The sequence below is a fragment of the Kitasatospora sp. NPDC086791 genome, assembly GCF_040685975.1.
GTDB lineage: Bacteria > Actinomycetota > Actinomycetes > Streptomycetales > Streptomycetaceae > Kitasatospora.
Genome location: NZ_JBFBOC010000038.1, coordinates 25550 through 46995, shown reverse-complemented (window position 1 = coordinate 46995; position 21446 = coordinate 25550). Strand labels below are relative to the sequence as shown.

Sequence of the window (21446 nt, the reverse complement as noted above, 5' to 3'; positions counted from 1 at the left end):
AATAGGCGTAAGGTGTCCTTACGCCTTAAGGAGGGTGCAGATGATTGACGCCAACCACCGCCATCTGCAAGCGGCCGCGCGTGCGATCGGCGTCGAAGACGCCCGTAAGGACATCTACGCGCTGCTCGTCAAGGCACAGGCCGGGGAGCCGACGATCATCCGCGTCGATGACCATTTCGCCCGGCTCGCACCGGTGGATCCGGAGGCCGACCTCTCAGCGCTGCCGCACATCAACGCCACCTCTGCGCGTGCCAAGCTCGGAGCCCTCGTTGCCGAAGTCGCTCCCGGGTCGCCGGTCTACGTCATCACGAGGAACCGTCAGCCGGCTGCACTTCTGGTCGCAGCCGACAGCCCCAGCCGGCCGACGACCCGACGTGTGCTTACCACCGCGGGACAGACCGCAGCCGAGATTCTGAGCGACGCCGCCGACAAGCCGTCCGGCCGGCTGCGCGTCGGCATCGCGGGCGTTGACGCGGCCGCAGAACTCCTGCGCCCTGGACGCCTGACCCTCGTTGTCGGTGCCCCCGGGACGGGCACCAGCCTCCTGGTCCTGTCCGCCGCCGCGAGCGTGGCGCTCGACACGGGCGCCCCGGTCTACTACGCAGCCTCCGGACCGCTGCGCACCGACATCACGACCCGGCTACTCGCGGCACGATCCGCCGTCGACTACCCCCGCCTTCGTGCAGGGAACCTCACCGACGACGAGCGCCGCGCCGTCGCCGCCGTCCAGGAACAACTGGCCCAAGCACCCCTGCACATCGACGACGGGGACGGGCTGGACGCCGCGGCCGTCGCGGAAGTCATCCCCGCCGTTGAGAACCTGGCCCTCGTGGTCGTCGACCGTCTCCAGACCGAACCCAGCCCTCGCCTGCCCCTCTCCGGCCCGGCGGTCCCTCACGCCGTGCAGGATCTCGCCCACCTCGCTCACCAACATCAGGTACCGATCCTGGCCGCCCTCGACTCCGCAGACCACCAGGCCGCACGCCGGATGGGAGCGGACATCGTCGTCACCCTGACCCGCACCGACGACCTGGTCGAACTCACCGCAACCGAAGTCGACCTGGACCTGCCCATCGCCGTGCCGCTGCGGCTTGAGGCCGTGCACGCTCGTCTGGTCGATCGTCCCGTCGCTGCCGCCGCAGCGGCTGCCCCGGCCCCGGCATCGCCGGCCGTCGCTACCGTCTCGGACGTTGTAGCGCTCCCGGCGGTCCGAGTAGCTGCCGAGCCTCCCGTACCGGCCCAGCCCGACGTGACCGCGGCGGCCCCCGCCGTCGAGAAGCCAGAGCCCGTGACGACCGCAGCGTCCAAGAAGCTGTCCACGGGCCGGGGCAAGGACGCCATCGTGAACGACCTCCTGGGGATGATCGCCCGAAGGCGGGAAGAGGAGCTGGAGCGCAGCGGAGGAGACATCGCCCAGGCGATCGCAGGCCTGGACAAGAAGGCCATCCCGGACTTCATGGAGCTGTTTCGGGTCTCCCGGGTGGAGGCGCGCTACGAGCACACGGCCCACCCGCCCCTGCTGGAGATCTTCCAGCGGCAGCAGCGCGGCACCGCCGACCTCATCTGGGAAGGCCGCCCGCACTGGGAGAACCACGACCTCATGTACGGAGCCGGCCCTGAGCAGGTGGTGACCAGGCTCGACATGAACGGGGCCTACCTGAGCGCGCTGAAATGCCACCTGCCGATCGGCCAGCTCAAGCACGACACGAGCGGCGACTGCGACACCGCCAAGATGGGCGGCGCCGTGCTGATCACCCCCACCGAGTGGCTGCACCCTCACCTGCCGAACCCAATGGGCAACCGCGAGGAGAGCGGGAAGGTGTGGATCACCTCCACGACCCTCCGGCTGCTGCGCAGGCTGGCTGCCAAGGGCCTCTGCCAGGCGCCCCGGGTTCACGAGGCCTGGATCGCCCATACGTCCGAGCACATGCTCGAGTACGTCCGGATCGCCCTGACCCTCGCTCGTCAGCAGGCCATCGACGAAGGCGATGACATCACCTTCGAGTACGTCAAGGCCATGTACTCGAAGTTCGTCTCGACGGCCGGCCTGAGCAACGCCAACAACCAAATCACGAACCCCGCCTGGCAGCACAACCTGCGTTCTCAGGCCTTCTTCAACCTGTACCTCAAGGCGTTGAAGGCCGATCAGGAAGGCCTGCAACTGGTCGCGATGAAGGGGACCGACGAGTTGCACGTCATCGGGCCCTGGCGCGATGTCTTCGCCGAGGGGAGGGGGGTCACCCAGGTCAAGGTCAAGGAGGAGTACACCATTCCGCAGGTCATGAAGACGAGGAGGGGAGGTAGGTAATGGCCGGACGGTGGATGGACCTCGGCAAGTACAAGGCCACCGGGATTCCCGGTGGCATTGCGATGGCTCGGCACCTCGACACGCTGGTGAGCGGCATCAAGTCACCGGTCACCAGCAGCCGCGGCCTCGCAGCGCGCCTGAAGTACCTGATGGAGAAGAAGGGGGGCGCCGAGGCGATGGCGCGCGCCGGAATCACCGTCAAGCCGGACACGATCAAGAACTGGGTTGATCAGAAGACGACGCCGCGGGCGGGAAACCTGGCGAAGATCGATGCAGCGTACTGGGACCTGAAGCGGCGTAACTCTGCGCCGCGGTTCAAGGCGAAGCTCGACAACGCTGGGGCTGGCAACCGGATCGAGATCTACCCGGTCGACCAGAGTCACGTGGAGCAGAAGCACCGCCGCGCGATCGAGGTTCGGCAGATCACCGTGCGCGGTATCTGGGACGACTTCGTCGAGGCGTGGATGCAGGGCGACGAGCCTGCCCTCGACGTCATCTGGGATGAGGTCCTCAACCAGCTCGGCTCCGACTACGACGCCTATACGTACGTCACACACGTCGGATTCGGATTTCGGTAGCTCGTCCAGCGGCAAGCGGGTCGGGTGGTGCGATTAGGGAGGCACCACCCGACCCGCCGACCGTCTCCGGAGCGAATCGCTGACGGCAGCCGATCTGGATGCCCTTCGCACCTGCCTGCTCGCCTGATCGGACTCGCATCTGCGCCGACGATCGCTCGCGGGCGCAGCCGTGTTCGCCAGCCGGTCGCCGTGAGGCAACGAGTTGTTGCCTGAGCCACCCCCGGCTTTGCGCCGAATCGGGACCTTTGCCAAGTAGCTCCCGTTCCTGCACTGGTGTTCGCCGGGTCCGTCAGCACGGGTACGCGGTCGCGGCTTGGTGTCATGGGGACGCGCATCCCGGCGGTCAGCGTGACCGGGAATCTTCGCTCGGGGACGTCGTCCTGCGCGGGCGCCAGGCCGAGCTTCACCAGCCCCTACCAGCCCCCGACGCCGGCTGCCTCTCCTCCCAGCACGTGCCGCACCCACTGGTCTGCGGCTTTGGACATGGACCGCGACCAAGCTCTGTCTGTGGCTTTTACTGTTCTGTGCCACTGTTCGGCGATCATGCGGGCGTGGACGGCCACTGCGTTTGGCGGGGCTTCTCTCCAGCATGCGAACTGCCGTGCCCAGGCGTTTGCGGATTTCGGGGTGTGGCCGGCATCGATGAGTCTGATGATCAAGAAGGCCAGCTCAACCCAGGGTGCGGCGAGCGTAGGTGAGGCCCAGTCGACAATCCGGGCAGTGTCGGCGATGCGAAAGTTGTGTGGGTTGAGATCGCCGTGGGTGACAGAGTTGCCTTCCAGGGAGGCCAGTTCGGGGACGTCGGTGGTGCCGAAGAAGAGCTCCTGGACGGGGCGGAGCAATCGGGGAGGGATCCGGATCGAGCCGAGTCGGGTGACGGCTGCGGCCACCATGGGCAGATCTGGTGAGTCCGGGCTGAGGTCGGCCGGCCGACCGGGGGCGTAGTCGAAGCCGAGGACGTCCCATCGGTCGGTGTCGATACGCCAGCGCATTCTCGGTGAGAGCGGAACGACATAGGGATTGACGGCGGCCTCGGTGGCGAGTCGCGCGTATGGGTGGTCCTTTGTGGTGGCCTTGACGAAGAACGTGCCGGCTTCGGCCTCGACCACGCACGCGACGGCGGAGTTCATGCCCTCGGACACCGCGGTGGCACGCCGGATCTCGCCCGTGTGTTCCAGGACTGCTGCCAGTTCGGGGCCGGGAAGGTTCGACCAGGACCGCTTGGTTGACACGGCCTTCGTCATCGTGCCCCCGCGGGACACGACGGCCATGGCGTGCGTGAGGCCAGCACGAGGTGGGCGCGGCTTGGCGCCTGCAGAATCCCCGTGGGCTCCCAGGACAGGAGGTCGCTGCGGAGGTCGGCTTCGTAGGCTTCGCGACGGTCACCGAGTGCGGCAACCGAGGTCTGTGCGTGGGACAGCTGCCAGGCCACGACCTGGTCGACGGTGAGACGCAGGGTGTAGTCGGCCGACACTTTGACGGTGTGCGGGAAGGGGGAGTTGCTCAGGATCTCCTCGTGGCTGCCACTTTCGCGGCGGCTCGGCTCTCCCGAGGCGCCGGCGGCCAGATCGGTGCCGATGTGGCGCTCGCGCACGCGGCGCAGGACGGGCTCCCAGGGCAGTTTCGGGTCGCCTTGCCAGCGGCGGGAGAGGATCGCGACGGCGCCGCCCTGGACGGTCAGGTGGTCGATCGAAGCCAAGGCCGCGGCACGCGGGATCATCCAGTGGAGGGCATCACCGATTGTGGTCAGGCATACCGGCTCGACGCTGGGCAGGTCGTAGGAGCTTCCCTCGGTCCACTCGATGCCCGTGATGCCGCGCCGGTCGGCCTGGCGTCGTCCTTCGTCCAGCATGTCGGTCGACGGGTCGACGGCTGTGACGGGGATGCCGCGTGCTGCGAGGGCGAGTGCGATCGTGCCCGGGCCGGTGCCCAGGTCCAGGACGCGGCCGCTGGGGAACTGCCGGGTGAACGCCTCAATGCGGTCGATGAGGGTGTCCGGGTAGGCGGGCCGTGATGCGGCGTAGTAGCCGGCGGTTCCGGCGAAGATCCGCTCCGGCCGGTCGTAGCCCTGCTGGGGGCCGGGTGCCGCCGGGGCGGGTGCGCGATCGCGGTCCGGTGTCATGTGGTCGGCTTCTCCGTTGGGGTGGCGGTGTACGTGGGGTGGTGGGGAGCGGCTGCGGGTACGGGGTGGAGGGCGCCGTCGCGGACGGCGAGGACGCGCATGCCGGCGGTCAGTGCGGCGTGGATTCCCTCGGGGGCGTCGTCCACCGCGAGGCAGTGTGCGGGCGGCAGGTCGAGCCGGCGGGCCGCTTCGAGATAGGGGTCCGGGGCGGGCTTCGGCCGGGTGACGGACTCGGCGGTCACCACGGCGGTGAACACCCCGGTGAGGCCGAGATGGCGGATCCCGGCGTGGACGAGGACGGCCTCGGCGCTGGAGGCGATGGCCAGCCGCAGCCTGCGGGCTCGGGCCTGGCGGACGAGGGCGAGCGTGGCCGGGATGGGGTCGGGCGCGGACTCGCGCAGCAGGTAGGCCCGGCTCTTGGCGACGACGTCTTCGATGGGCAGGTCCCGGTCGCTGGCGAGCAGGCGCAGGGTCTCGCGGATCGGCAGGCCGGCATGGTCGGCGTACCAGTCGGCAGTGACCGTCAGGCCGTAGGGGGCGAGGGCGTGCACGAGCGACTGGTGCTGGGATCGGCCGTTGTCGACCATGGTGCGGTCCCAGTCCAGGACGACGCCGCGGATCCCCCGCAGATGGTCGGGCCCGTTCACCGGGTACCTCCCGCCCATGCCGTGCCGCGTTGGTGGATCACGGTTCCGTCGGGGCCCAGGACCACCAGGCGCTCCGGCACGGGGCTGCTGCCGGCGGGCCACAGCAGCCAGCCGATGCCGGGCAGGTCGACGGTATCGAATTCGGGCGCGGTGTCGGTCGGGGGGCGGCCGTGTTCGTTGAGCAGGAGGACGCCGATGGTGCCGGGCGCCGTTTTCGCGCGGATCTGGGTGAGGAGGTCCGTCACGGAGCCGGCGTGTGGATCGTGGAGGACGATCGTGGCGGACCGGCCGTCGTGCGGGATCGTCGCGGGCAGCCGGGTAGTGACGACGCCACTGCTTGCCGGCGAGGGCAAGGGAGCGGTGCGCTGGGCTGGCAGCCCGGCTGTCGGACGGACGGTGCCCTCGCTGCCGTCGACTCGCAGCATGGTGCCCGGGGCGACGCTCTGGACCTCGCGGACGTTGGTGACGCAGGGAGTGCCCAGCTCGCGGGCGAGGATGGCGGTATGGGACAGGGGCCCGCCGCTGGTGGCCACGATCGCGGCCGGGCTGTTGAGCAGCGCGCCGGCGGCCTCGGGGCCGAGGGCCTCGCAGATCACCACCGAGCCCCGGGGCGGGGCGTCGTCGGCGAGGTGGACGGCCGGTCCCACGGCGACGCCCGCGACCGCCGGGTGTCCGCGCCAGCCGTCCTCCGGGCCGGCCGGACCCGAACACGGCGCCAGCGCCGCCAGTGGCACCGTGAGTGGACGCGCTTGGACGATCGTGATCGTGCCGCTGGAACTGATCGTCCACTCGACGTCGACCCGCTCGACGCCGAGAGCGGCGGCGGCCCGGGCGGCGTACTGGAGCAGCGCAGCACGGTGGTCGGCGGGCAGGACCGCGATGCCCGTCAGCTCGTGCGGGAGGTGCAGCGTCACCAGGCCTTGCCCGGAGCTCCGCACCTTCGCCGGGACGGGGCCGGTGAGGGTGTCGAGGACCAGCCACTCACCGGGCGGCGCGAGCAGTTCCATGGGTGTGGCGGGCAGCAGGACCGTCTGCTGGTCTGCGGCGATCACCGGCTGGCGGTCGTCACCGCTGCCGCAGTGGACTTCGCCTCTTTGCTTCCCGCTGACGAGCGGTTCGGCGAGCCCGCGGACCGCCTCGATCCTCCAGGTAGTGCACTCGCCGCCGGCGACTTCGGCCGCGACGACGCCGGAGAGGGCCGGGCGCAGGGCGGGCTGGACGAGGACGGCCATGCGCGGGTTGTACCCGGCGACGCGCTGCCGAGCGTAGGCGGCCGCGGTGGCGCTGCGGGCGGAGGCCCGCACGGCGTGCAGGGCGGTCAGGAGCAGAGGGTGGTGGGCGGGCGTGAAGCGGGAGAGGTAGAGGCCGGCGAAGGAGTGGTGACGGCCGTCCTCGTTGATAGCCGAGGACCTGGCGATGAGTCCGTGCGGCGCCCGGGTCTCGGCCCACCGCAGGATGACGGCGGCGGCTTCGGGCAGCTTCTCGTCGGCGATGCCCGCGGGGATCACGAGGCTGTCGGGGACGGGGAGCCCGGCTCGGTGGAGGCGCGTGAGGGCGCAGACCTTGCCGCCTGCCTTCTCGGGGTCGTCGGCCTGGTGGAGCGTCAGGGGTACGTGGTTGGCGGTCATTGGGTGACTCCGGGGGCGAGGAGGTCCATGGTGGTGATGCGGGTGGGGTCCTGTCCGGTGAGGTGGCACCAGCGGCGGGCGGCTGCGAGGTACCGGTGGCGCAGGACCTTGCGGCGCTCCTCACTTCCGGCGGCCCAGCCGAGGACCAGCGTGGTTGCGCGGACCGTGCGGACGTCGTGGTCACTTCCGGCGGCGGCGAGGAGCGCGGCGGCCTCCCACGCGTCGCGCAGCAGGAGCGCCCGGCTGCGGGCGGTGGTGATCGCGGCGATCTGGGTGTGGTGGCCGGGCCGCTGGAGGAGGTCCTGGATCAGGTCGGCGGCGTTAGCGGGGTCTTCGAGGGGCATGGCGGCCGCCGCCGGGGAGCCGGCGCCGTAGAGAGTGCCGGAGCGGGCCGCGATCTCGGCCGCGGCCAGGTGGAGCGGCTGGCCTTCCCGGACGGCGGCCGCCGCGCGCAGCGCGGTCTGGTGAGCGTCGAGGAGATGGCCGGTCTCGCCGGGGGTAGCCAGGGCAAGCAGGCATTCGCGGGCCGCCCGCCGATCAGCCAGTAGGCGGGTGAACGTGTCCTCCCAGTGCTGTTCCGGGAGGAGCCAGTTGACGATGTGGGTGGACATCACCTGCAGGAAGGCGCTCGTGGCGTCGGAGAGGGCCTGCGCGGCAGCCGGTTCGTCGTGCCGGTCGAGGGCCTGGTCGGCGGCGGCGAGGGCGTGCCCGGAGCGCCGCTCACGGTCGAGGGCCCTGTCGACGAGGGTGCGCGCGTTGGCCGGGTCGTCCAGGTAGGCGGCGAGGGCGGCGACGAGGCGGTCGTGGTCGGTGACGGGGATGTCGACGATGCCGGGCCGGCGCAGCATGCCGAAGGGGGTGGGGTCGCCGATGAGCACGGTGGGCCAGGTGATGAGGGAGGAGGTGTAGAGGTCGCGTTCCAGCAGGGTGGCTTCGGGGCGGCTGAGTTCATAGTCCTGGACGACGGTGCCGTTCGAGTGCGGGTGCATGCGGGTCCTCAGCGGGTGGGCCGGGTGCGCGCCGGCGGAAAGAAGGGTGCTCGTTCGGGGGAGGCAGTGGCGTGAAGTGGCCTGTGTGACCGGGGGGTTGTGGGAGGCTCTGGGGCTGGGCGGCGGCCGTGGCAGCGGGCGCCGGAGGCTGATGGCGACAGGACTGGTGCGGACGATGCAGACGACGGTCAAGGAATCCACGGCGAGCAGCTTCGTCTTCCGGCGTACGCCGCAGGGGTGGCGGCTGGGCCTGGTCTGGCATCCGCGACTGGAGTGCCTGATGCTTGCCGGCGGGCATGTTGAGGACTTCGAGCACCCTGCTGAGGCGGCGGTTCGGGAGAACCTGGAGGAGACCGGGTGGGCCACCCGCCTGGTGCCGGGGCCGGGTGCGGCGCTGCCGCCGGGCGCGCCGCACGTCGGGGTTCCGGTGCCGTGGTGGGTGGTGGAGTTCCCGGTGTCGCCCGACAACCACACCCGCGCGCCGCACGTGCACGTCGATCACCTTTTCCTGGCCCTGGCCGAAGGCGACGGTCCAGTGCAGGAACCGGCGCACGAGGTGCGCTGGCTCGGTGAGGCCGAAGTCGCCCAGGATCCGGAGGTGGCCGACGATCTGCGGGTCTTCGCCAAGGAGCTATTCGGGCACGTCGCCTCCCTCGCCGTGTAGTGCCGGTGGCCGGGTGCGTGCGGCCGAGCTGGATGGGGCCGGTGCGCCGCGGGCCGACGTGATCGCGCTCAGGCGCGGTGCTCCTCGAGGCCGGGGTGCCGTTGTCGAGGGCGGGCGCGGCGGATCCAGTCGGCCATGAGCTCGGCCCCGGCCTCCGGGTCGGGCTGGGCACGGCGGTCCAGGACGCGGACGTGGTGAGGGTCGTCGGCGGCGAGCGCCTCGAACAGGCGGGCGCTGCGGTGGTGAACGGCGAGCTCGTCGGGGGTGAAGGGGCGCCGGTCGCGCTGCTCGGCGCGGGTCAGGGCCTGGCCGGGGTCGTCGGTGAGGAGGATGACGAGGTCGGGCAGGGGCCGCCAGGCGGCGGCCTCGGCGAGGATGCGGCGGGCGCAGTTGAGGGCGGCCCGGTCGTCGTCGGGGTGGAGGACGACGGCCTGGTAGACGGCGACGGAGTGCAGGCTGCGGCCCTCGATGACGGTGGTCCCGGCGGCGAGGGCATGCCAGGTCGTCTCCCACGTGTGCATCTGCACGGCGAGCAGGAGCAGAGTCTCGCTGGCGGGCAGGCCGGCGCGCAGGAAGTGGTCGCCCGCGGCGGCGTCCACCATGGCGGTGATGATGCGGCTGCCGAGGTCGTCGCGGCGGTGGCGGCGGCGGGAGAACTCCTCCACGCACAGCAGGTCGGCGTCGAGCAGCCGGGCGGCGAGCGCGGTGAGGTGGCTCTTGCCGACGCCGCTGAGCCCCTCGGTGGACACGAGGACGCCCGCGGGCCGGGCTTTGGTGATGGGCACGGGGGATTGCTCCTTCAGAACAGGGAGTCCTGCTGGGGCTTGGCGGCTTCCTCGTCGTCGAGGACGGCCTTGGGGGTGATGCCGGCGATCTTGCGAAGGTCGGCGAGGGTGCTCCAGTGCCCGGCCCGGGCGCCGTCGGCCAGCACGCGGGCGAAGATCTCGCTGGTCACCTCGACGTCGGGCATGGCGCGGTGCCGGCCGGGCGGGGTGGGCAGACGGTGGTGGCGCAGCAGGTCGTCCAGGCGGTGGTGGCGCAGTTCGGGGTAGGCGGTGCGGGCCAGGCGGACGGTGTCCAGGAGTGCGGTGCGCGCCAGGGCGGGGCAGACGGCGGCGCGGTCGTGGATGAGCCCGGCCTCGTAGGGGGCGTTGTGGGCGACGAGGATGTACGGGGTGTGCTGGGCCAGGCCTTGCTCCAGGTCGGCGAGAACGTCGTCGGCGGTGCGCGCGGTGGCGAGCATGGCGGGGGTGATGCCGGTCTGGCGCATGTCGAAGTCGGTGACGGGCACGTCGGCGGGCGGGCGGATCAGCGCGTCGAAGCGCGCCGTCTCGCTCCAGGTGCCGTCCTGCGTCACACGGCGGACCTGAGCGGCGACCTCGGTCGGTTCGGGCCTGCGTCCGGCGGGGGTGAGGGTCTCGAAGTCGATCGTCACGAACGCCGTCGCCAGCATCCCGGGGTCGGTGATGGTCAGGTCGTGGGCCACCGGTGTGCCTCCTCGTTGATGGTGCGGGCCATGGCGCGCAGCTGCTCGTCGCTGTGTCCGCCGTGGACGACGACGGCCAGGGTCACATCGCAATTCTGACGGGCCGTCGGGCACGGGGGGAGGCGGTGGTCGGCGAGGGCGGGAAGCCGGTCGGCGGTGGTGAGGCCGTAGGTGCCGGTGCTGTTGGCGACGCCGAGGTCGGCGAGGCGGCGGCAGAAGTCGCGGGGTCGTGCCAGCGTCAGCCGAAAGAGCGGGCCGTAGTGGTTCCACTGCTCGCGCGGCCCCGGCTGCACGGTCTGCAGGCCCGGCGCGTCGGCCACCAGGCGTGTGAGGAGGAGCGTCTGCTGGCGGCGCTGCTCCAGGAGGTCGTCGAAGCGTTCCAGGTTGGCGGAGGCGATCACCGCGAGGGGTTCGGCCAGGCGGTAGTTGTGGCCGAGCCGGCTTCCGGCGGGCCGGCCGGGGGCGGGCAGGAACCCGTGCGTGGCGAAGGAGCGGGCGCGGGCGGCGAAGTCGCCGTCATCGGTGACGATATAGCCGCCTTCGCCGGACCACGCGATCTTGCCGTCCTTCAGGGAGAAGCAGCCGGCGTCGCCGAACGTGCCGAGTAGGCGGCCGTCGAGCCGGCTGCCCTGGGCCTGGCAGGCGTCCTCGATCACGCGCAGGCCGGCACCGGCGGCGAACTCGGCGAGGCGGGTGAGGTCGCAGGGGCGCCCGGCCAGGTGAACGGGGATGATCGCGCGGCTGCGGGTAGTGGTCTTGGCCGCCAGATCGTCGAAGTCGAGGTCGAGGCCGGGGGTGGAGTCGACGAGGACGGGGGTGGCGCCGGTCATGAGGACGGCGGCGACGGTCATGACGACCGTGGCGCCCGGGACGAGGACCTCGTCGCCCGGGCCGATGCCGTAGCCGGCGAGTGCGGTGTGCAGGGCGGCGGTGCCGGAGGAGACCGCGACGGCGTACCGGGAGCGGAACGCGGCGGCGAGCTGCTCCTCGAGGCGGCGTGCGTTGCCGCCCGCGGCGGTGGGGTCGGGCATGTCGCGCAGCAGGGCGGCGAGCCGTTCGGCCGGGCCCAGGCCCCCGGCCGGCTGAGGATTGGTCGTGGTGGTCATCGGGGGCTCCCGGACGGCTCGGTGACGCGGTCGAAGTCCATGAGCGGCCACATGTTGACGCACTCGTGGGAGAACAGCGGGCAGCCCGGGGCGTGGCCCGTGGGTGCGGGGAACAGGTCGGCGGCGCTGGCGCCGCGGATGCTGCGGCGCGCGGCCGGCGCGGTGGCGTCGATGCGGTAGGGGGAGACGCAGTCCCAGATGGCGCCGTCGGGCTGGATGAAGTGCAGTGTGTGCCCGCCGAAGCAGGTGGCGACCGGGGAGGTCGTGCGGGGCAGGGTGTCGAGGACCTGCTGCGGATAGGTGGATGCGGGCAGGACGAGTTCGGGGTGCTCGCGGTAGAGCGCGTCGAACGCCGCTCGCAGCCGCGGCTCGTCGTCGGGGCGCAGCGACAGCTCGGCGTGGAGTTTGTGGTCGTCGGCGAGGGTGATGGGCTGGGGGACGTAGTAGTCGCAGCCCAGGTCGGCGGTCAGGCGGCCCATGGCGGGCATGTCGTCGATGGTGCGGCGGGTGAGGACGCTGTAGATGCCGACTCTCGGCGCCGGACCGGCTGCGCGTTGGGCGATGACGGCGCGGATGCCGTCGACGGCGGCGTGCCAGGTTCCGCGGCCGAACCGGTCGGGCCGGCGGGCGTCGTTGACGGCCGGGTCGGTGGAGTCCAGGGACACCGAGATCGCGTCCACGCCCAAGTCGAAGAGCGCGTCCTGGATCTCGGCTTTCGCCAGCGGCAGGCCGTTGGTACACGCGACGACCTCGATTCCGGCCGCCTTGATGACCTGGATGACGTCGAGGACGCCCGGCCAGGCGAGCGGCTCGCCGCCGGCGAGGAACACCCGGCCCACGGCGGAGCCCGCCAGGGTCCGCGCGAATGCGAGGACCTCCTTGCGGTTCATGTCGTTGCGGGAGATGTGCGAGAGCTGGCCGGCCTTGGTGGGCGGGGCGATCTGGTGGTCGGCGACCAGACCGAAGTAGCAGTAGTCGCAGGCCAGCGGGCAGAGGCTGCGCAGCGACCAGAGCAGGGTGACCGGGTGTCGGGTCACGATGCGGCGTTTCACGGGGCGCCTCCGGCAGTGGCAGCGGGTGCCGGGCGGCAGGCGGCGGTGAGGATGCCGAGTGCCCCCTGGTCGGTGGTCTTGTCGAGGTCGACGACCAGGTAGCGGCCCGGGTCGTCATCGGCGAGGCGGTCGTACAGGGCCGCGGCCCTGTACAGGTAGTCCGTCTCGTCGGCGGTGAGCGGGCGTCCAGCCCGCTGCTGCCATCGCGTCTGGCACACGGCAGGGTCACCCCGCAGCAAGAGGGTGACGTCGGCGCGCGGGCGCCACCGGTCGGCGACGGCCAGGAGCTGACGCAGGATCGGGTAGGGCTCGGTGCCGGTGGCGTCGGCGACGACTAGGGCCTGGTAGACGGCGACGCTGTCGCTCCCGCGGTCCTCGATGATCACGCTCGCACCGTGCGGCTGCTCGCGGCGCCTGACGGCGAGCGCCAGCAGTGCGAACGTCTCGGTCAGCGGGTGCCCGGTGCGCAGGAACGGATCGTGCTCGCCGGCCAGCGCGGCGACGACCTGGCCGGGCAGCGTGTCCGGATCGGTGTCGGGCAGTTCGGTCAGGACGACGCAGTCCGGCCCCAGGACGGCCGCGGCTTGGGCGGCGAGGCGGGTCTTGCCGACGGCGTTGGTGCCCTCGAGCGTGACCCACCTCTGGGCGGCGGTCATGAGGCCACCTGCTGCGCCGCCTCGCGCAGCCACGCCTGCGACTGCGGGTCTTCCTCGAAGCACCCGTGGAGCAGGACGCTGGTGGTGCGGGCCTGGTCGGCACGCACGCCGCGCTGGGTCATGCACCGGTGCTCGCCGTGGATGATGACGCCGACGTCCTTGGTCTGCGCGACGTCCATCAGGTCGTCGGCGATGCCGCGGGCGATGCGTTCCTGGAGCTGGAGCCGGTGGGCGTGGAGCTCGGCGATACGGGGGATCTTCGACAGGCCCACGACGCAACCGGCGGGACGGTAGCCGACGGTCGCCACCAGGCGCATGGAATGCAGGTGGTGTTCGCACGTCGAGCTGAGGACGATGCTGTTGACGATTACCAGCTCGCTTCCGCCGACGGTCACCGTCTCGTGGTCGAAGACCGTGCCGGTGCGGCCCGGGTCGTAGCACAGCCGCTCCCGCCAGGCGTCGGCGACGCGACGCGGGGTCTCCCGCAGGCCCGGCCGGCCCGGATCCTCGCCGAAGGCTTCAAGGAGTTCACCGATCAGCCGCTGAACGCGCGCGTGGTCGAAGGACCGGCTCGCCGCGGCGGGCTGGGGGACGAGGTCGACGCTCACAGGGTCACCGCTTCCAGGGTCGGCTCCCACACCCGGGTCCGTGCCCCGGCGGCGAGAACGCCCCGGGCACGCGGGCCCTCGTGCATAAGGAGGTCCAGGACGGACAGGTTCGGGGCCCAGCCACGCTGATCCGCACCGTACCGGGGGTGGGTGTAGCTGGCGATCTCCACCTGGATGCCGTGCTCGCGCAGCAGGGCGGCATTGAGGTAGCCGAGCGCCCCGGTGCCCACCAGCAGCGTGTCGGCGCCCCGCAGCCGGCACAGGTCCACCAGCATCTCGGTGCCGGTGCCCTGGGGGGAGAGTTCGCTGCTGCGCACCACGCGGGTCTCCAGGCCGAGGACGTCGAGGAACAGCCGGGTCAGGGTGAGGTTCAGGTCGGTCAGGTGGGTCCACGGCTGCTCGTAGACCGCGTGCAGGTGCTCCGCGTACAGCGTCCAGAATGGGGCCCGGCGGTAGGTCTCGGTCAGGGTGCGCCAGTGGCGGCGCGGCCACGGCCCGTCGGTGGTGCGCGCCTCGGTCAGTGGCTGGCCGAAGGACCGGCGTACTGGCACGGTGAGCAGTACCGGCTGGCCGGGGCCGCGTACCTGGTTGCGGTGCTGCCAGCCGCGCTCGGAGAACTGGACGTGGTCGAGGGCCGTGTACTCGCCTACGTTCAGGAGGCGGGAGAAGAACCCGCACCATGGCAGGTAGGCCGGCTGGTGGGCGGCCAGCACCGTGCGCGGGGCGCCCATCAGCACGCCATCCGATAGGCGGTGAACGTCTCGGCCTTCGCGAAGCCGAACGTGCTGCCCTCGGCGGTGTCGCGCGCAGCGATGGCTTCGATGCTGCGCGGGTGCGGGGCGGGGTGCATCTGGCTCTGGTAGCAGCCCAGCGCTTTCGCCTTCGTCGGCCACGTGCTGCTGGTGTCGACGGCCACGGTGCGGGCCTGGGAGCCGCGGCCCCACGCGGCGTCCTCCGGCCCGGCGTAGCCGAGCACGATCGGCGGGCACGAACGCGCGCCGCCGCAGGGCCGGGCGGCGGCGCGTCCGGCGTCGTGAACGGCCCTGTGGTCCTGGTGGAAGGATCCGTCGGCGGGGATGAGAAGGGCGTGCGGGCGCAGGCTGGCGATCGACAGGTGCTCACCGGCTTCGATCAGGTGGACGAGGGCGGCCTGGTGGGCGCCGGGGCCGCGGGCTGCAGCGGTGCCCGTCCAGGCGATGTGGTGGCTGTGCACGCCCAGGGCCTCGCAGGCCTGGGCGAGTTCGTCGCGGCGGGCCTCGGCGCCGGCGCCGGGCTGGGAGTGGCAGGTGACCGCGAGGACGTGTACCTCGATACCGGCCTCGGCGAGCCGGGCGATTGTGCCGCCCGCGCCGAGGGTCTCGTCGTCAGGGTGGGGTGCGACGACCAGGACGCGGTCGCCGCGGGTCAATCCGAAGACCATGGTGGTGGCCCTCCTCTTTCCGTGGAAGGGGAACGGGGCAGCGCCCGGAGGGTGCGGCTGCACTGCGCATCCGTGGGTGGCGTGGCTCAGCAGGTGGTGGCGTGGGCGGCGGCGATCAGGGCCCGCACGACGTCCGCCGGGGCGTGCTGCTCGGTGCGGCGAGGGGCGTTCGTCGAGACCTCGCGGTAACGGTCGGGGTCGTCCAGGAGCCGGCCCGTCTCCTGCCAGAGCGCTTCGTAGCCCTGCGCCAGCGGGACCATGACGCCTGCGTCGCCGACGAGATGCGGGAGGTTGCCGATCCCGAACCCGACGACGGGCGTGCCGTTCGACATCGCCTCCGCGGCGGTGTTGCAGAAAGTCTCGGGCTCGTAGGAGGCGATCACGGTAGCAGCGGCGCCGGCGAAGAACTGCTGGACCTCGCCCCACGGCAGCGGGTCCAGGACCGCGACGACGTCGGGCCGCTTGGAGGCCGCGGCGCGCACAGCGTTGACGACGTCCTGCTGCATGCCGGGCCAGTACTCGAACCCGGCCTCGGCCAGCACGAGTTCGACCGGGCGCTGCCAGTCGGCGGGGATCGCGGACAGCAGCTCGGCCAGGCCCTTGTAGGGCTCGGCGCGCGAGACGATCCGCACCGGACCGTCGTGCCGCAGCTTCTCACGCGCCAGGACGGGTACCGGGGCGATGGCTTCCATCAGCGGGTTGGGGACGATCGTCCAGGCGCTGGTGTCGTAGCCGTGCGCGCGGGCTTCCTCGACCATGTACGGGCTGATCGGCAGGACCGCTCCGGCGGCGGCGATCGCCTGGTCGAAGTAGGTGTCGGCGCGGACCTTGTGGACCTGTAGGACGCTGGGCACGCCCGTGGGGGCGGCGTCCAGGTAGCCGAGGCCGTACAGGGCGTCCACCCACACGACCAGGTCGGCCTCGTGGCGGATGAGGAGCTCGCGCAGCTCGGCGCGGACCGGCTCGGGTTTCTCGAGGGCGGCGAGGATGCCCGGCTTCATGATCGGGCGGGGCAGCGCGAGGGAGGAGAGCCGGACCATCTCCGGGTAGTCGCCGTCGCCGGGCTCGGCCGGGCCGGCGGTGACGATCAGCGGGTTGATGCCCAGCTCGCGGCATCCGGCGGCCAGCGCGCCGACGGTCCGCTCATAGCCAGCGGGCTCGTCGGGACGGTAGCTGAACAGGACGAACGCGATCGTGCGGACCGGCCCGGGGCGGGCAGTGGTGGTCACGGTACCTCCGGTGTGGTGAAGAGCCGGGCGGGGACGGGAAGCAGGGCGTGGTCGGGCGGCGGGGCCGTCTCCCAGGGGAAAACGACCCAGTCGCCGACGCCGTACACCCAGGTGTCGACAGGGAAGGCGGCGCTGGCGTTGCGGCACAGCGCGGCGGTGCGCAGCTCGGCCTCGGTGTGCCAGAGCAGGAGGTCGCGCACGGCGTGCAGGGTGGCGCCCGAGCCGCAGATGTCGTCGGTGACGAGGACCCGGCGGGTTCCGGCGACCGCCTCCAGCAGCGCCGGCTCGTCGAGGATGACCTGGCCGCTCGCGGGCACGGCGAGGTCATCGGTGCTGTTGTGGCGGGCGTTCACCTCGGCGACGGGCACCTGGAGCAGCTCGGCCACACGGCGGGCGAGCGGCACACCCCCTCGGGCCAGGCCGATCACCACGTCCGGCTGTCGCGGACGTTCCTGCTCGGCGATGAGGGCCGCGGCCACGGTGAACGCCTCCTCGGTCAGGAACCACGTTGCGCGGCCGTTGAAGACGCGGCCGGCGGTCGGCGTCATCGTCACCACCCCCAGGCGTCGAGAACGCCCTCGGCGGCCGACCAATGCCGCACGGGGTCCGTGACGATGTGCACCAGCGGCACCGGCGGGTAGCCGAGGAGTGCCAGGTAGACGGGTTCGAGGAGGAGCAGCGCCTCGGCCGCCGGGAGCGCCCGGAGGTGGTCGGCGAGTCCGGCGCGCACCTCGGTCTCGAGGGCGGCGGCCCGGTCGGGGGTGAGGGGCTGGTCGTAGGGCAGGATCGGGTTGTCGGCTTTCAGCAGCCCGTGGCGGGCCGAGAGGATCAGCGTCCGCTGCCGCAGCTCGCCGCGGCCCCGCAGACGCGCCCGCAGGTGCGGGAGGCACCAGCCCTGGTACAGGTCCAGTGCGGCCATGGGCCGCTCGGACGGACTCTTGCGGGCGGAGCAGCCTACGACGACGAGTGCTGTCGTGCCGGTGCTACTTGCCACGGCGGTTCCCCCAGATCTCGATGTGCAGGCGGGTGCCGAGGTTCCAGCCGCGGGCGATCACGGGCTGCGCGAGCTTCTGCAGCCCGGTCCGGACGGCCTCCCGGGTGGTGCCCTCCGGCATCACCCACACCGGGTCCAGGCCGAACTCGGTTTCCAGGGCCGCGATCTCGTCCAGCTCCGTGAGCGCGGTCACCGCGAACTTGAAGCGGGCTCGCTCCAGTGCGGCGAACGCGCGCAGCGTCTCCGGGACGATCCGTCTCTCCTTGGCGACGTGGGCGCCGCTGAGCTTCGGCGAAACGTTCCAGTACACGCCGGCGTCGACCAGGCGCCTCGGCGGGGCAAGGGTGCCATTGGTCTCGAACTCGACCTCACGGCCGTCCTCGACCAGCCGCTCGGCCAGCGGTACGACGCCCGGCTGCAACAGCGGCTCGCCGCCAGTGATCACGATGATCGGCTCGGTCCCCTCCAGCGCCCACTCGGCGAGGTCATCGACCGCCCACCACGACGACTCCGCGGCCAGGTCGAACCGGGAGCTGTCCCAGGTCTCCGGCGTGTCACACCAGCCGCACGTCAGGTTGCAGCCGCAACAGCGGATGAAGGCGGCCCGCCGGCCGGTCGAAGGCCCCTCGCCCTGGACGGTGTCGCGGAACATCTCCGTGATGCGCAGCCGCGGCGGCCGCTTGGGGTGCGGATCAGTGCGCAGAGTCGTCACAGTGCCTCCTGGCGGTACTCGGCCCAGGTGCTCTCGGTCTCGGACACCCGGACCGCAAGCGGTGCCCCGTCGGGCCCGGTGAGCCCCTTGTCGGCGAGCCAGCCGGCCAGGTGCGCCGCGAGCTGTTCGGACGTCGGATTGAGGTCCAGGACCCGGTTGAGGAGCTGGCGGTGCAGCGTCGAGTGGACATGATCGGCCAGCTCGGACGGAATCGGCAGCAGGTCGCCCATGGGACCGGGGAGGGTGACGACGTAGGCGTGACCGTGGCGGCGCCCGCACTTGTGACCTGTGCTCAGGCCTTCCAGCCAGTGGGTGGCCGAGAAGTGCACGGCGACGGGCCGAACCGGTGTGACGGGACGGCCCGTCAGCAGCTGTACCGCTGCCAGCCGCCTGCGTGCTACCGCCGGAAGGTGGACGGCGGCCCAGTCGAACAGGTACCGGCTGATGCCCTCGTCGCTTGCGTCCGCCAGAACGTCGGAGAGATCCCGGTGGTCGAGGGCCTGATCGACGTGTTCCTGTAACGGGGCGAGGTCCCCAAAGTCGGTCACGAACCCGACGTCGGTGAGCCGGTCCGCCGACAGCAGGACCTGGGCCGTCATCGAGTTGCCATCCACCACGCCGTCGATGCGCCGGGTGGCCTCGAACCGCATCCGCTTGCCGATCGTGTAGACGCCCACGGCAATCACGCACCCGCCCACGCGGCGGCGTACTCGGTCGGGTCGGCGACGCCCGCCAGGCAGAACGCCTCACGGCGCTCCACGCAGGTGCCACAGGTGCCGCAGTGCACCGTGCCGCCCCTATAGCACGACCAGGTCAGCTCGAACGGGACTCCGAGGCCTGCTCCGATCCGCACGATGTCCGCCTTGGTCAGATGCAGGAACGGCGCGAAAACCGCGAATCCCGGAGGAAGGTGCCCCTCGTTCGCAACGGCGACCATCTGCTGGAAAGCGGCGAGGAACTGCGGCCGGCAGTCCGGGTAGATCGGGTGGTCGCCAGCATGGGCACCGAACACCACAGCGGTGGCGCCTTCGCTGAGTGCGACCGACACGGCGATGTCGAGCAACAGCGCATTGCGGTGCGGGACCACGGTCGAGCGCATCGTCTCGTGAGCGTAGTGCCCGTCCGGGACGTCCACGTTCCGGTCGGTCAGCGCGCTGCCCTCCAGCAGCGCACCGAGCGAGCGCAGATCCACAACATGGTGGCGGGCCTCCAACTGCGCCGCGATGGTGACGGCGTGGTCGAGTTCGGTTCGGTGCTGCTGCCCGTAGTCGATCGACAGGAGCGTGAGGCGGGTGCCGTCGGCGGCCAGCTGGTAGGCGGCGGTGCTGGAGTCGAGGCCGCCAGAGAAGATCACGGCGGCGTGACGGGGAACCGAGAGCGGCATCGGGCACCTTTCTGAGGAAGGAATGAAGCGATGGCGAAGTGAGCGGGCACGATGTCCGGTGTGACCAGCCAGGTCTGCGAGCCGCGCCCCGCGTCGGGCGCGGGCGGCGATGATTTCGCCGGATTCCAACAACTGCGGTCTCCTCTTGAAACTCGACCGGTTCGCCCAGATGACCGGACGGGCGCCTGTACCGGCGGTGGGAAGAGGCCCCACACCGATTCGAGGCAGACCGGAAGCCGCTGACGGCCGCGCGCCCCTGCGGCATCGGCCGAAGCCGGCGGCCGGATCGGGATGACGGCGCGGCGCAGGTGACGCCCCGTCGGTTCCGCACCGGACCAGGTAACCGGGACCGGCCGACATTCGGAAGCAGGTGGGCGTGGCCCTCCGAGGCCTCCAGTTGTCTCCAGTTGTCCCCGCGCGCAGACCCTCCCGCCAGGTACCTCCCGGCCGCCACACTGGTGCTGTCCGCTTCCCGGGAGGTCCGCCATGCAGAGCCCGACGGCTCGACGCCTTGAGTACCTGCTCGCTCGGCGCCGCTGCACCGCGGAGGGCTATCTGACGCGGGTGGCTGAGCGTCACAAACGGCTTGGCTACGGAGGGATGGCTGCCGGGAAGACGAAGTTTTCCCGCTGGAAGCGAGGCGCCGAACCGGAGCTTGAGACCCAGATCGCTATGGCCGACTTGGAAGGCATCTCGCCCGAGGACGTCATTGACCTGGGATGGCCGGAATGGCTGCGCCTGGTGGTCACCGAAGGAGACGACCACCTGTACTTCGATTCCCCGTGGACCACCGCGGGTACCGTCAAGACACTGGAGAAGGTGGGAGCGCCCGTGGACCGCAGGAACTTCCTCATCACCACAGCAGTCGGGCTGTCGGCCATGACCGCGAACTGGGCCACCGCGCCCAGCGCTGAGGCCACCGACGCCGAACGAGGCCGTCGGGTCGGTGCCGAGACTGCCGACTACTTTGAGCAACGCCTGGCCGCGCTGCGCCGCCTCGACGATCAAGTCGGATCTGGCGAGGTGTACGGCGCGGCCGTGCAGGAACTCAAGATGATTAGGACCCGGCTCAAGGCCTGCTCCTACACCGAGGCCGTCGGACGCCGGCTGTACGCCGCGGCTGCCGAGGCCTCCCGTTCGGCAGGCTGGACCGCCTACGACAGCGGCCGTCACGCACAGGCCGAGCGCCACTTCGCCACCGCGATGCGGGCCGCCGCCAGCTCCGGAGACCCCGTCGTCGGCATCAACACGCTGTCCTTCTGGGCGATCCAGCACTACTCGACCGGCGACCCGCAAGGCGCGATCACTCTGATCGAAGCCGCGCTCGCCGCCGCACCCAGGGCCGGTTCGGCCCGGATGACCGCCATGCTGCACGCGCGCGCCTGCCGCGCCCACGCCCACGCCGGAGACCGCCGTGCCGCCGACCGCGCCGCCAATGCCGCGCTCGATGCCTACGGCCAGGCCGGTGACATCGCCGACGACCCTGACTGCATCTACTGGTTCAATCTGGGAGAGGCATACCAACTGATCGGGTCCTCGGCCCTCAACCTCAAGAATCCCGCGCAGGCCCTTCGGCACTTCGATGCCGCGACGACCGCCCACTCGAGCGAGGCCTATAACGGCGATGCCTTCCCCCGCGGCTACGCCATCTACCTCGCTCGGCAGGCCGATGCCCGCATCGACCTGAACGACCTGGCTGGCGCGGTGGTGGCGGCGCATCAAGCGGTGGAGAACATGGGCGGAGTGACTTCCGCCCGTGGATCGAGCACTCTCGAAAGCCTGCGGTCCAAGTTGGCCGCGCACAGCAACGCCGCCCCGGTACGCGAATTCCTCGAGATGACGTGCTGAACGCGCCGAGCGAGC

Annotated in this window: 23 protein-coding genes; 4 read left to right on the top strand and 19 right to left on the bottom strand. The window is 71.5% G+C overall.

Features of this window, described 5'->3' with window-relative positions:
* Nucleotides 1-40: 40 nt before the first annotated feature.
* Together AB0Q99_RS30675 and AB0Q99_RS30670 are read left to right on the top strand one after the other, a co-directional pair.
* Nucleotides 41-2308 (top strand): DnaB-like helicase C-terminal domain-containing protein, encoded by a 2268-nt coding sequence (locus AB0Q99_RS30675; protein WP_363576896.1) that lies wholly within the window; start codon nucleotides 41-43, stop codon nucleotides 2306-2308.
* Nucleotides 2309-2322: 14 nt separating this feature from the next.
* Nucleotides 2323-2886 (top strand): transcriptional regulator, encoded by a 564-nt coding sequence (locus AB0Q99_RS30670; protein WP_363576895.1) that lies wholly within the window; start codon nucleotides 2323-2325, stop codon nucleotides 2884-2886.
* 413 nt (nucleotides 2887-3299) lie between these two features.
* On the opposite strand, the gene AB0Q99_RS30665 is transcribed toward AB0Q99_RS30670, so the two are convergent.
* Genes AB0Q99_RS30665 through AB0Q99_RS30645 form a run of 5 tightly spaced genes read right to left on the bottom strand, consistent with a single transcriptional unit; the run spans nucleotide 3300 to nucleotide 8272 of the window.
* Nucleotides 3300-4118, bottom strand: a complete 819-nt coding sequence (locus AB0Q99_RS30665; protein WP_363576893.1) for a hypothetical protein — start codon at nucleotides 4116-4118, stop codon at nucleotides 3300-3302.
* Nucleotides 4119-4126: 8 nt separating this feature from the next.
* Nucleotides 4127-5008, bottom strand: a complete 882-nt coding sequence (locus tag AB0Q99_RS30660; RefSeq protein ID WP_363576891.1) for a class I SAM-dependent methyltransferase — start codon at nucleotides 5006-5008, stop codon at nucleotides 4127-4129.
* Nucleotides 5005-5655 carry an HAD family phosphatase gene (locus AB0Q99_RS30655; RefSeq protein ID WP_363576890.1) on the bottom strand — a complete coding sequence of 217 codons (651 nt, stop codon included), beginning with the start codon at nucleotides 5653-5655 and terminating at the stop codon, nucleotides 5005-5007. The genes AB0Q99_RS30660 and AB0Q99_RS30655 overlap by 4 nt, the downstream gene beginning before the upstream one ends.
* On the bottom strand, nucleotides 5652-7283 hold the full coding sequence (locus AB0Q99_RS30650) for a PEP/pyruvate-binding domain-containing protein (RefSeq protein ID WP_363576888.1): 1632 nt from the start codon (nucleotides 7281-7283) through the stop codon (nucleotides 5652-5654). Before AB0Q99_RS30650 ends, AB0Q99_RS30655 begins: the two co-directional genes overlap by 4 nt.
* The gene (locus tag AB0Q99_RS30645) at nucleotides 7280-8272 is read right to left on the bottom strand and encodes a hypothetical protein (protein WP_363576886.1); all 993 of its coding nucleotides are present in this window, start codon (nucleotides 8270-8272) and stop codon (nucleotides 7280-7282) included. The genes AB0Q99_RS30650 and AB0Q99_RS30645 overlap by 4 nt, the downstream gene beginning before the upstream one ends.
* Before the next feature lie 151 nt (nucleotides 8273-8423).
* On the opposite strand from AB0Q99_RS30645, the gene AB0Q99_RS30640 reads away from it, so the two are divergent.
* Nucleotides 8424-8936, top strand: a complete 513-nt coding sequence (locus tag AB0Q99_RS30640; RefSeq protein ID WP_363576884.1) for an NUDIX domain-containing protein — start codon at nucleotides 8424-8426, stop codon at nucleotides 8934-8936.
* 68 nt (nucleotides 8937-9004) lie between these two features.
* Here AB0Q99_RS30640 and AB0Q99_RS30635 read toward each other — a convergent pair whose 3' ends face one another.
* The 14 genes from AB0Q99_RS30635 to queC form a co-directional block, all read right to left on the bottom strand.
* Nucleotides 9005-9721, bottom strand: a complete 717-nt coding sequence (locus AB0Q99_RS30635) for a thymidylate kinase (protein ID WP_363576882.1) — start codon at nucleotides 9719-9721, stop codon at nucleotides 9005-9007.
* A gap of 14 nt (nucleotides 9722-9735) precedes the next feature.
* The gene (locus AB0Q99_RS30630; RefSeq protein WP_363576880.1) at nucleotides 9736-10422 is read right to left on the bottom strand and encodes a 3'-5' exonuclease; all 687 of its coding nucleotides are present in this window, start codon (nucleotides 10420-10422) and stop codon (nucleotides 9736-9738) included.
* Nucleotides 10407-11528, bottom strand: coding sequence for a DegT/DnrJ/EryC1/StrS family aminotransferase (locus AB0Q99_RS30625; RefSeq protein ID WP_363576878.1), 1122 nt, complete (start codon nucleotides 11526-11528; stop codon nucleotides 10407-10409). The genes AB0Q99_RS30630 and AB0Q99_RS30625 overlap by 16 nt, the downstream gene beginning before the upstream one ends.
* On the bottom strand, nucleotides 11525-12580 hold the full coding sequence (locus AB0Q99_RS30620; RefSeq protein ID WP_363576876.1) for a radical SAM protein: 1056 nt from the start codon (nucleotides 12578-12580) through the stop codon (nucleotides 11525-11527). The genes AB0Q99_RS30625 and AB0Q99_RS30620 overlap by 4 nt, the downstream gene beginning before the upstream one ends.
* Entirely contained in the window at nucleotides 12577-13236 is a 660-nt protein-coding gene (locus AB0Q99_RS30615; RefSeq protein WP_363576875.1) for a thymidylate kinase, read from the bottom strand. Before AB0Q99_RS30615 ends, AB0Q99_RS30620 begins: the two co-directional genes overlap by 4 nt.
* The gene (folE, locus tag AB0Q99_RS30610) at nucleotides 13233-13844 is read right to left on the bottom strand and encodes a GTP cyclohydrolase I (protein WP_363576873.1); all 612 of its coding nucleotides are present in this window, start codon (nucleotides 13842-13844) and stop codon (nucleotides 13233-13235) included. The genes AB0Q99_RS30615 and folE overlap by 4 nt, the downstream gene beginning before the upstream one ends.
* Nucleotides 13841-14575, bottom strand: a complete 735-nt coding sequence (locus AB0Q99_RS30605; protein WP_363576871.1) for a WbqC family protein — start codon at nucleotides 14573-14575, stop codon at nucleotides 13841-13843. The genes folE and AB0Q99_RS30605 overlap by 4 nt, the downstream gene beginning before the upstream one ends.
* Complete coding sequence (locus AB0Q99_RS30600; protein WP_363576869.1) at nucleotides 14575-15264, bottom strand: PIG-L deacetylase family protein; 690 nt, start codon at nucleotides 15262-15264, stop codon at nucleotides 14575-14577. Before AB0Q99_RS30600 ends, AB0Q99_RS30605 begins: the two co-directional genes overlap by 1 nt.
* A gap of 86 nt (nucleotides 15265-15350) precedes the next feature.
* A complete protein-coding gene (locus AB0Q99_RS30595; RefSeq protein WP_363576867.1) occupies nucleotides 15351-16493 on the bottom strand; it encodes a glycosyltransferase family 4 protein in 1143 nt (380 codons plus the stop codon).
* Nucleotides 16490-17041, bottom strand: a complete 552-nt coding sequence (locus AB0Q99_RS30590) for a phosphoribosyltransferase domain-containing protein (protein WP_363576865.1) — start codon at nucleotides 17039-17041, stop codon at nucleotides 16490-16492. The genes AB0Q99_RS30595 and AB0Q99_RS30590 overlap by 4 nt, the downstream gene beginning before the upstream one ends.
* A 2-nt stretch (nucleotides 17042-17043) precedes the next feature.
* A complete protein-coding gene (locus tag AB0Q99_RS30585; RefSeq protein ID WP_363576863.1) occupies nucleotides 17044-17487 on the bottom strand; it encodes a DUF6884 domain-containing protein in 444 nt (147 codons plus the stop codon).
* The gene (locus tag AB0Q99_RS30580) at nucleotides 17477-18199 is read right to left on the bottom strand and encodes a 7-carboxy-7-deazaguanine synthase QueE (RefSeq protein ID WP_363576861.1); all 723 of its coding nucleotides are present in this window, start codon (nucleotides 18197-18199) and stop codon (nucleotides 17477-17479) included. The genes AB0Q99_RS30585 and AB0Q99_RS30580 overlap by 11 nt, the downstream gene beginning before the upstream one ends.
* Nucleotides 18196-18876, bottom strand: a complete 681-nt coding sequence (locus AB0Q99_RS30575) for a 6-carboxytetrahydropterin synthase (protein WP_363576860.1) — start codon at nucleotides 18874-18876, stop codon at nucleotides 18196-18198. Before AB0Q99_RS30575 ends, AB0Q99_RS30580 begins: the two co-directional genes overlap by 4 nt.
* A 5-nt stretch (nucleotides 18877-18881) precedes the next feature.
* The gene (gene queC / locus AB0Q99_RS30570; protein ID WP_363576859.1) at nucleotides 18882-19583 is read right to left on the bottom strand and encodes a 7-cyano-7-deazaguanine synthase QueC; all 702 of its coding nucleotides are present in this window, start codon (nucleotides 19581-19583) and stop codon (nucleotides 18882-18884) included.
* A 486-nt stretch (nucleotides 19584-20069) separates the two neighbouring features.
* Between queC and AB0Q99_RS30565 the strand changes: the two genes are divergently transcribed.
* Nucleotides 20070-21431 (top strand): transcriptional regulator, encoded by a 1362-nt coding sequence (locus tag AB0Q99_RS30565; RefSeq protein WP_363576857.1) that lies wholly within the window; start codon nucleotides 20070-20072, stop codon nucleotides 21429-21431.
* Nucleotides 21432-21446: the final 15 nt, after the last annotated feature.

Excerpts from the sequence above, each read along its gene's own strand:
- queC (WP_363576859.1), bottom strand. The coding sequence starts at position 19,583 with ATGCCGCTCTCGGTTCCCCGTCACGCCGCCGTGATCTTCTCTGGCGGC.
- AB0Q99_RS30625 (WP_363576878.1), bottom strand. The coding sequence starts at position 11,528 with ATGACCACCACGACCAATCCTCAGCCGGCCGGGGGCCTGGGCCCGGCC.
- AB0Q99_RS30590 (WP_363576865.1), bottom strand. The coding sequence starts at position 17,041 with ATGACGCCGACCGCCGGCCGCGTCTTCAACGGCCGCGCAACGTGGTTC.
- AB0Q99_RS30565 (WP_363576857.1), top strand. The coding sequence starts at position 20,070 with ATGCAGAGCCCGACGGCTCGACGCCTTGAGTACCTGCTCGCTCGGCGC.
- AB0Q99_RS30670 (WP_363576895.1), top strand. The coding sequence starts at position 2,323 with ATGGACCTCGGCAAGTACAAGGCCACCGGGATTCCCGGTGGCATTGCG.
- AB0Q99_RS30605 (WP_363576871.1), bottom strand. The coding sequence starts at position 14,575 with ATGGGCGCCCCGCGCACGGTGCTGGCCGCCCACCAGCCGGCCTACCTG.
- AB0Q99_RS30645 (WP_363576886.1), bottom strand. The coding sequence starts at position 8,272 with ATGCACCCGCACTCGAACGGCACCGTCGTCCAGGACTATGAACTCAGC.
- AB0Q99_RS30600 (WP_363576869.1), bottom strand. The coding sequence starts at position 15,264 with ATGGTCTTCGGATTGACCCGCGGCGACCGCGTCCTGGTCGTCGCACCC.
- AB0Q99_RS30660 (WP_363576891.1), bottom strand. The coding sequence starts at position 5,008 with ATGACACCGGACCGCGATCGCGCACCCGCCCCGGCGGCACCCGGCCCC.
- AB0Q99_RS30615 (WP_363576875.1), bottom strand. The coding sequence starts at position 13,236 with ATGACCGCCGCCCAGAGGTGGGTCACGCTCGAGGGCACCAACGCCGTC.
- AB0Q99_RS30675 (WP_363576896.1), top strand. The coding sequence starts at position 41 with ATGATTGACGCCAACCACCGCCATCTGCAAGCGGCCGCGCGTGCGATC.
- AB0Q99_RS30650 (WP_363576888.1), bottom strand. The coding sequence starts at position 7,283 with ATGACCGCCAACCACGTACCCCTGACGCTCCACCAGGCCGACGACCCC.
- AB0Q99_RS30640 (WP_363576884.1), top strand. The coding sequence starts at position 8,424 with ATGGCGACAGGACTGGTGCGGACGATGCAGACGACGGTCAAGGAATCC.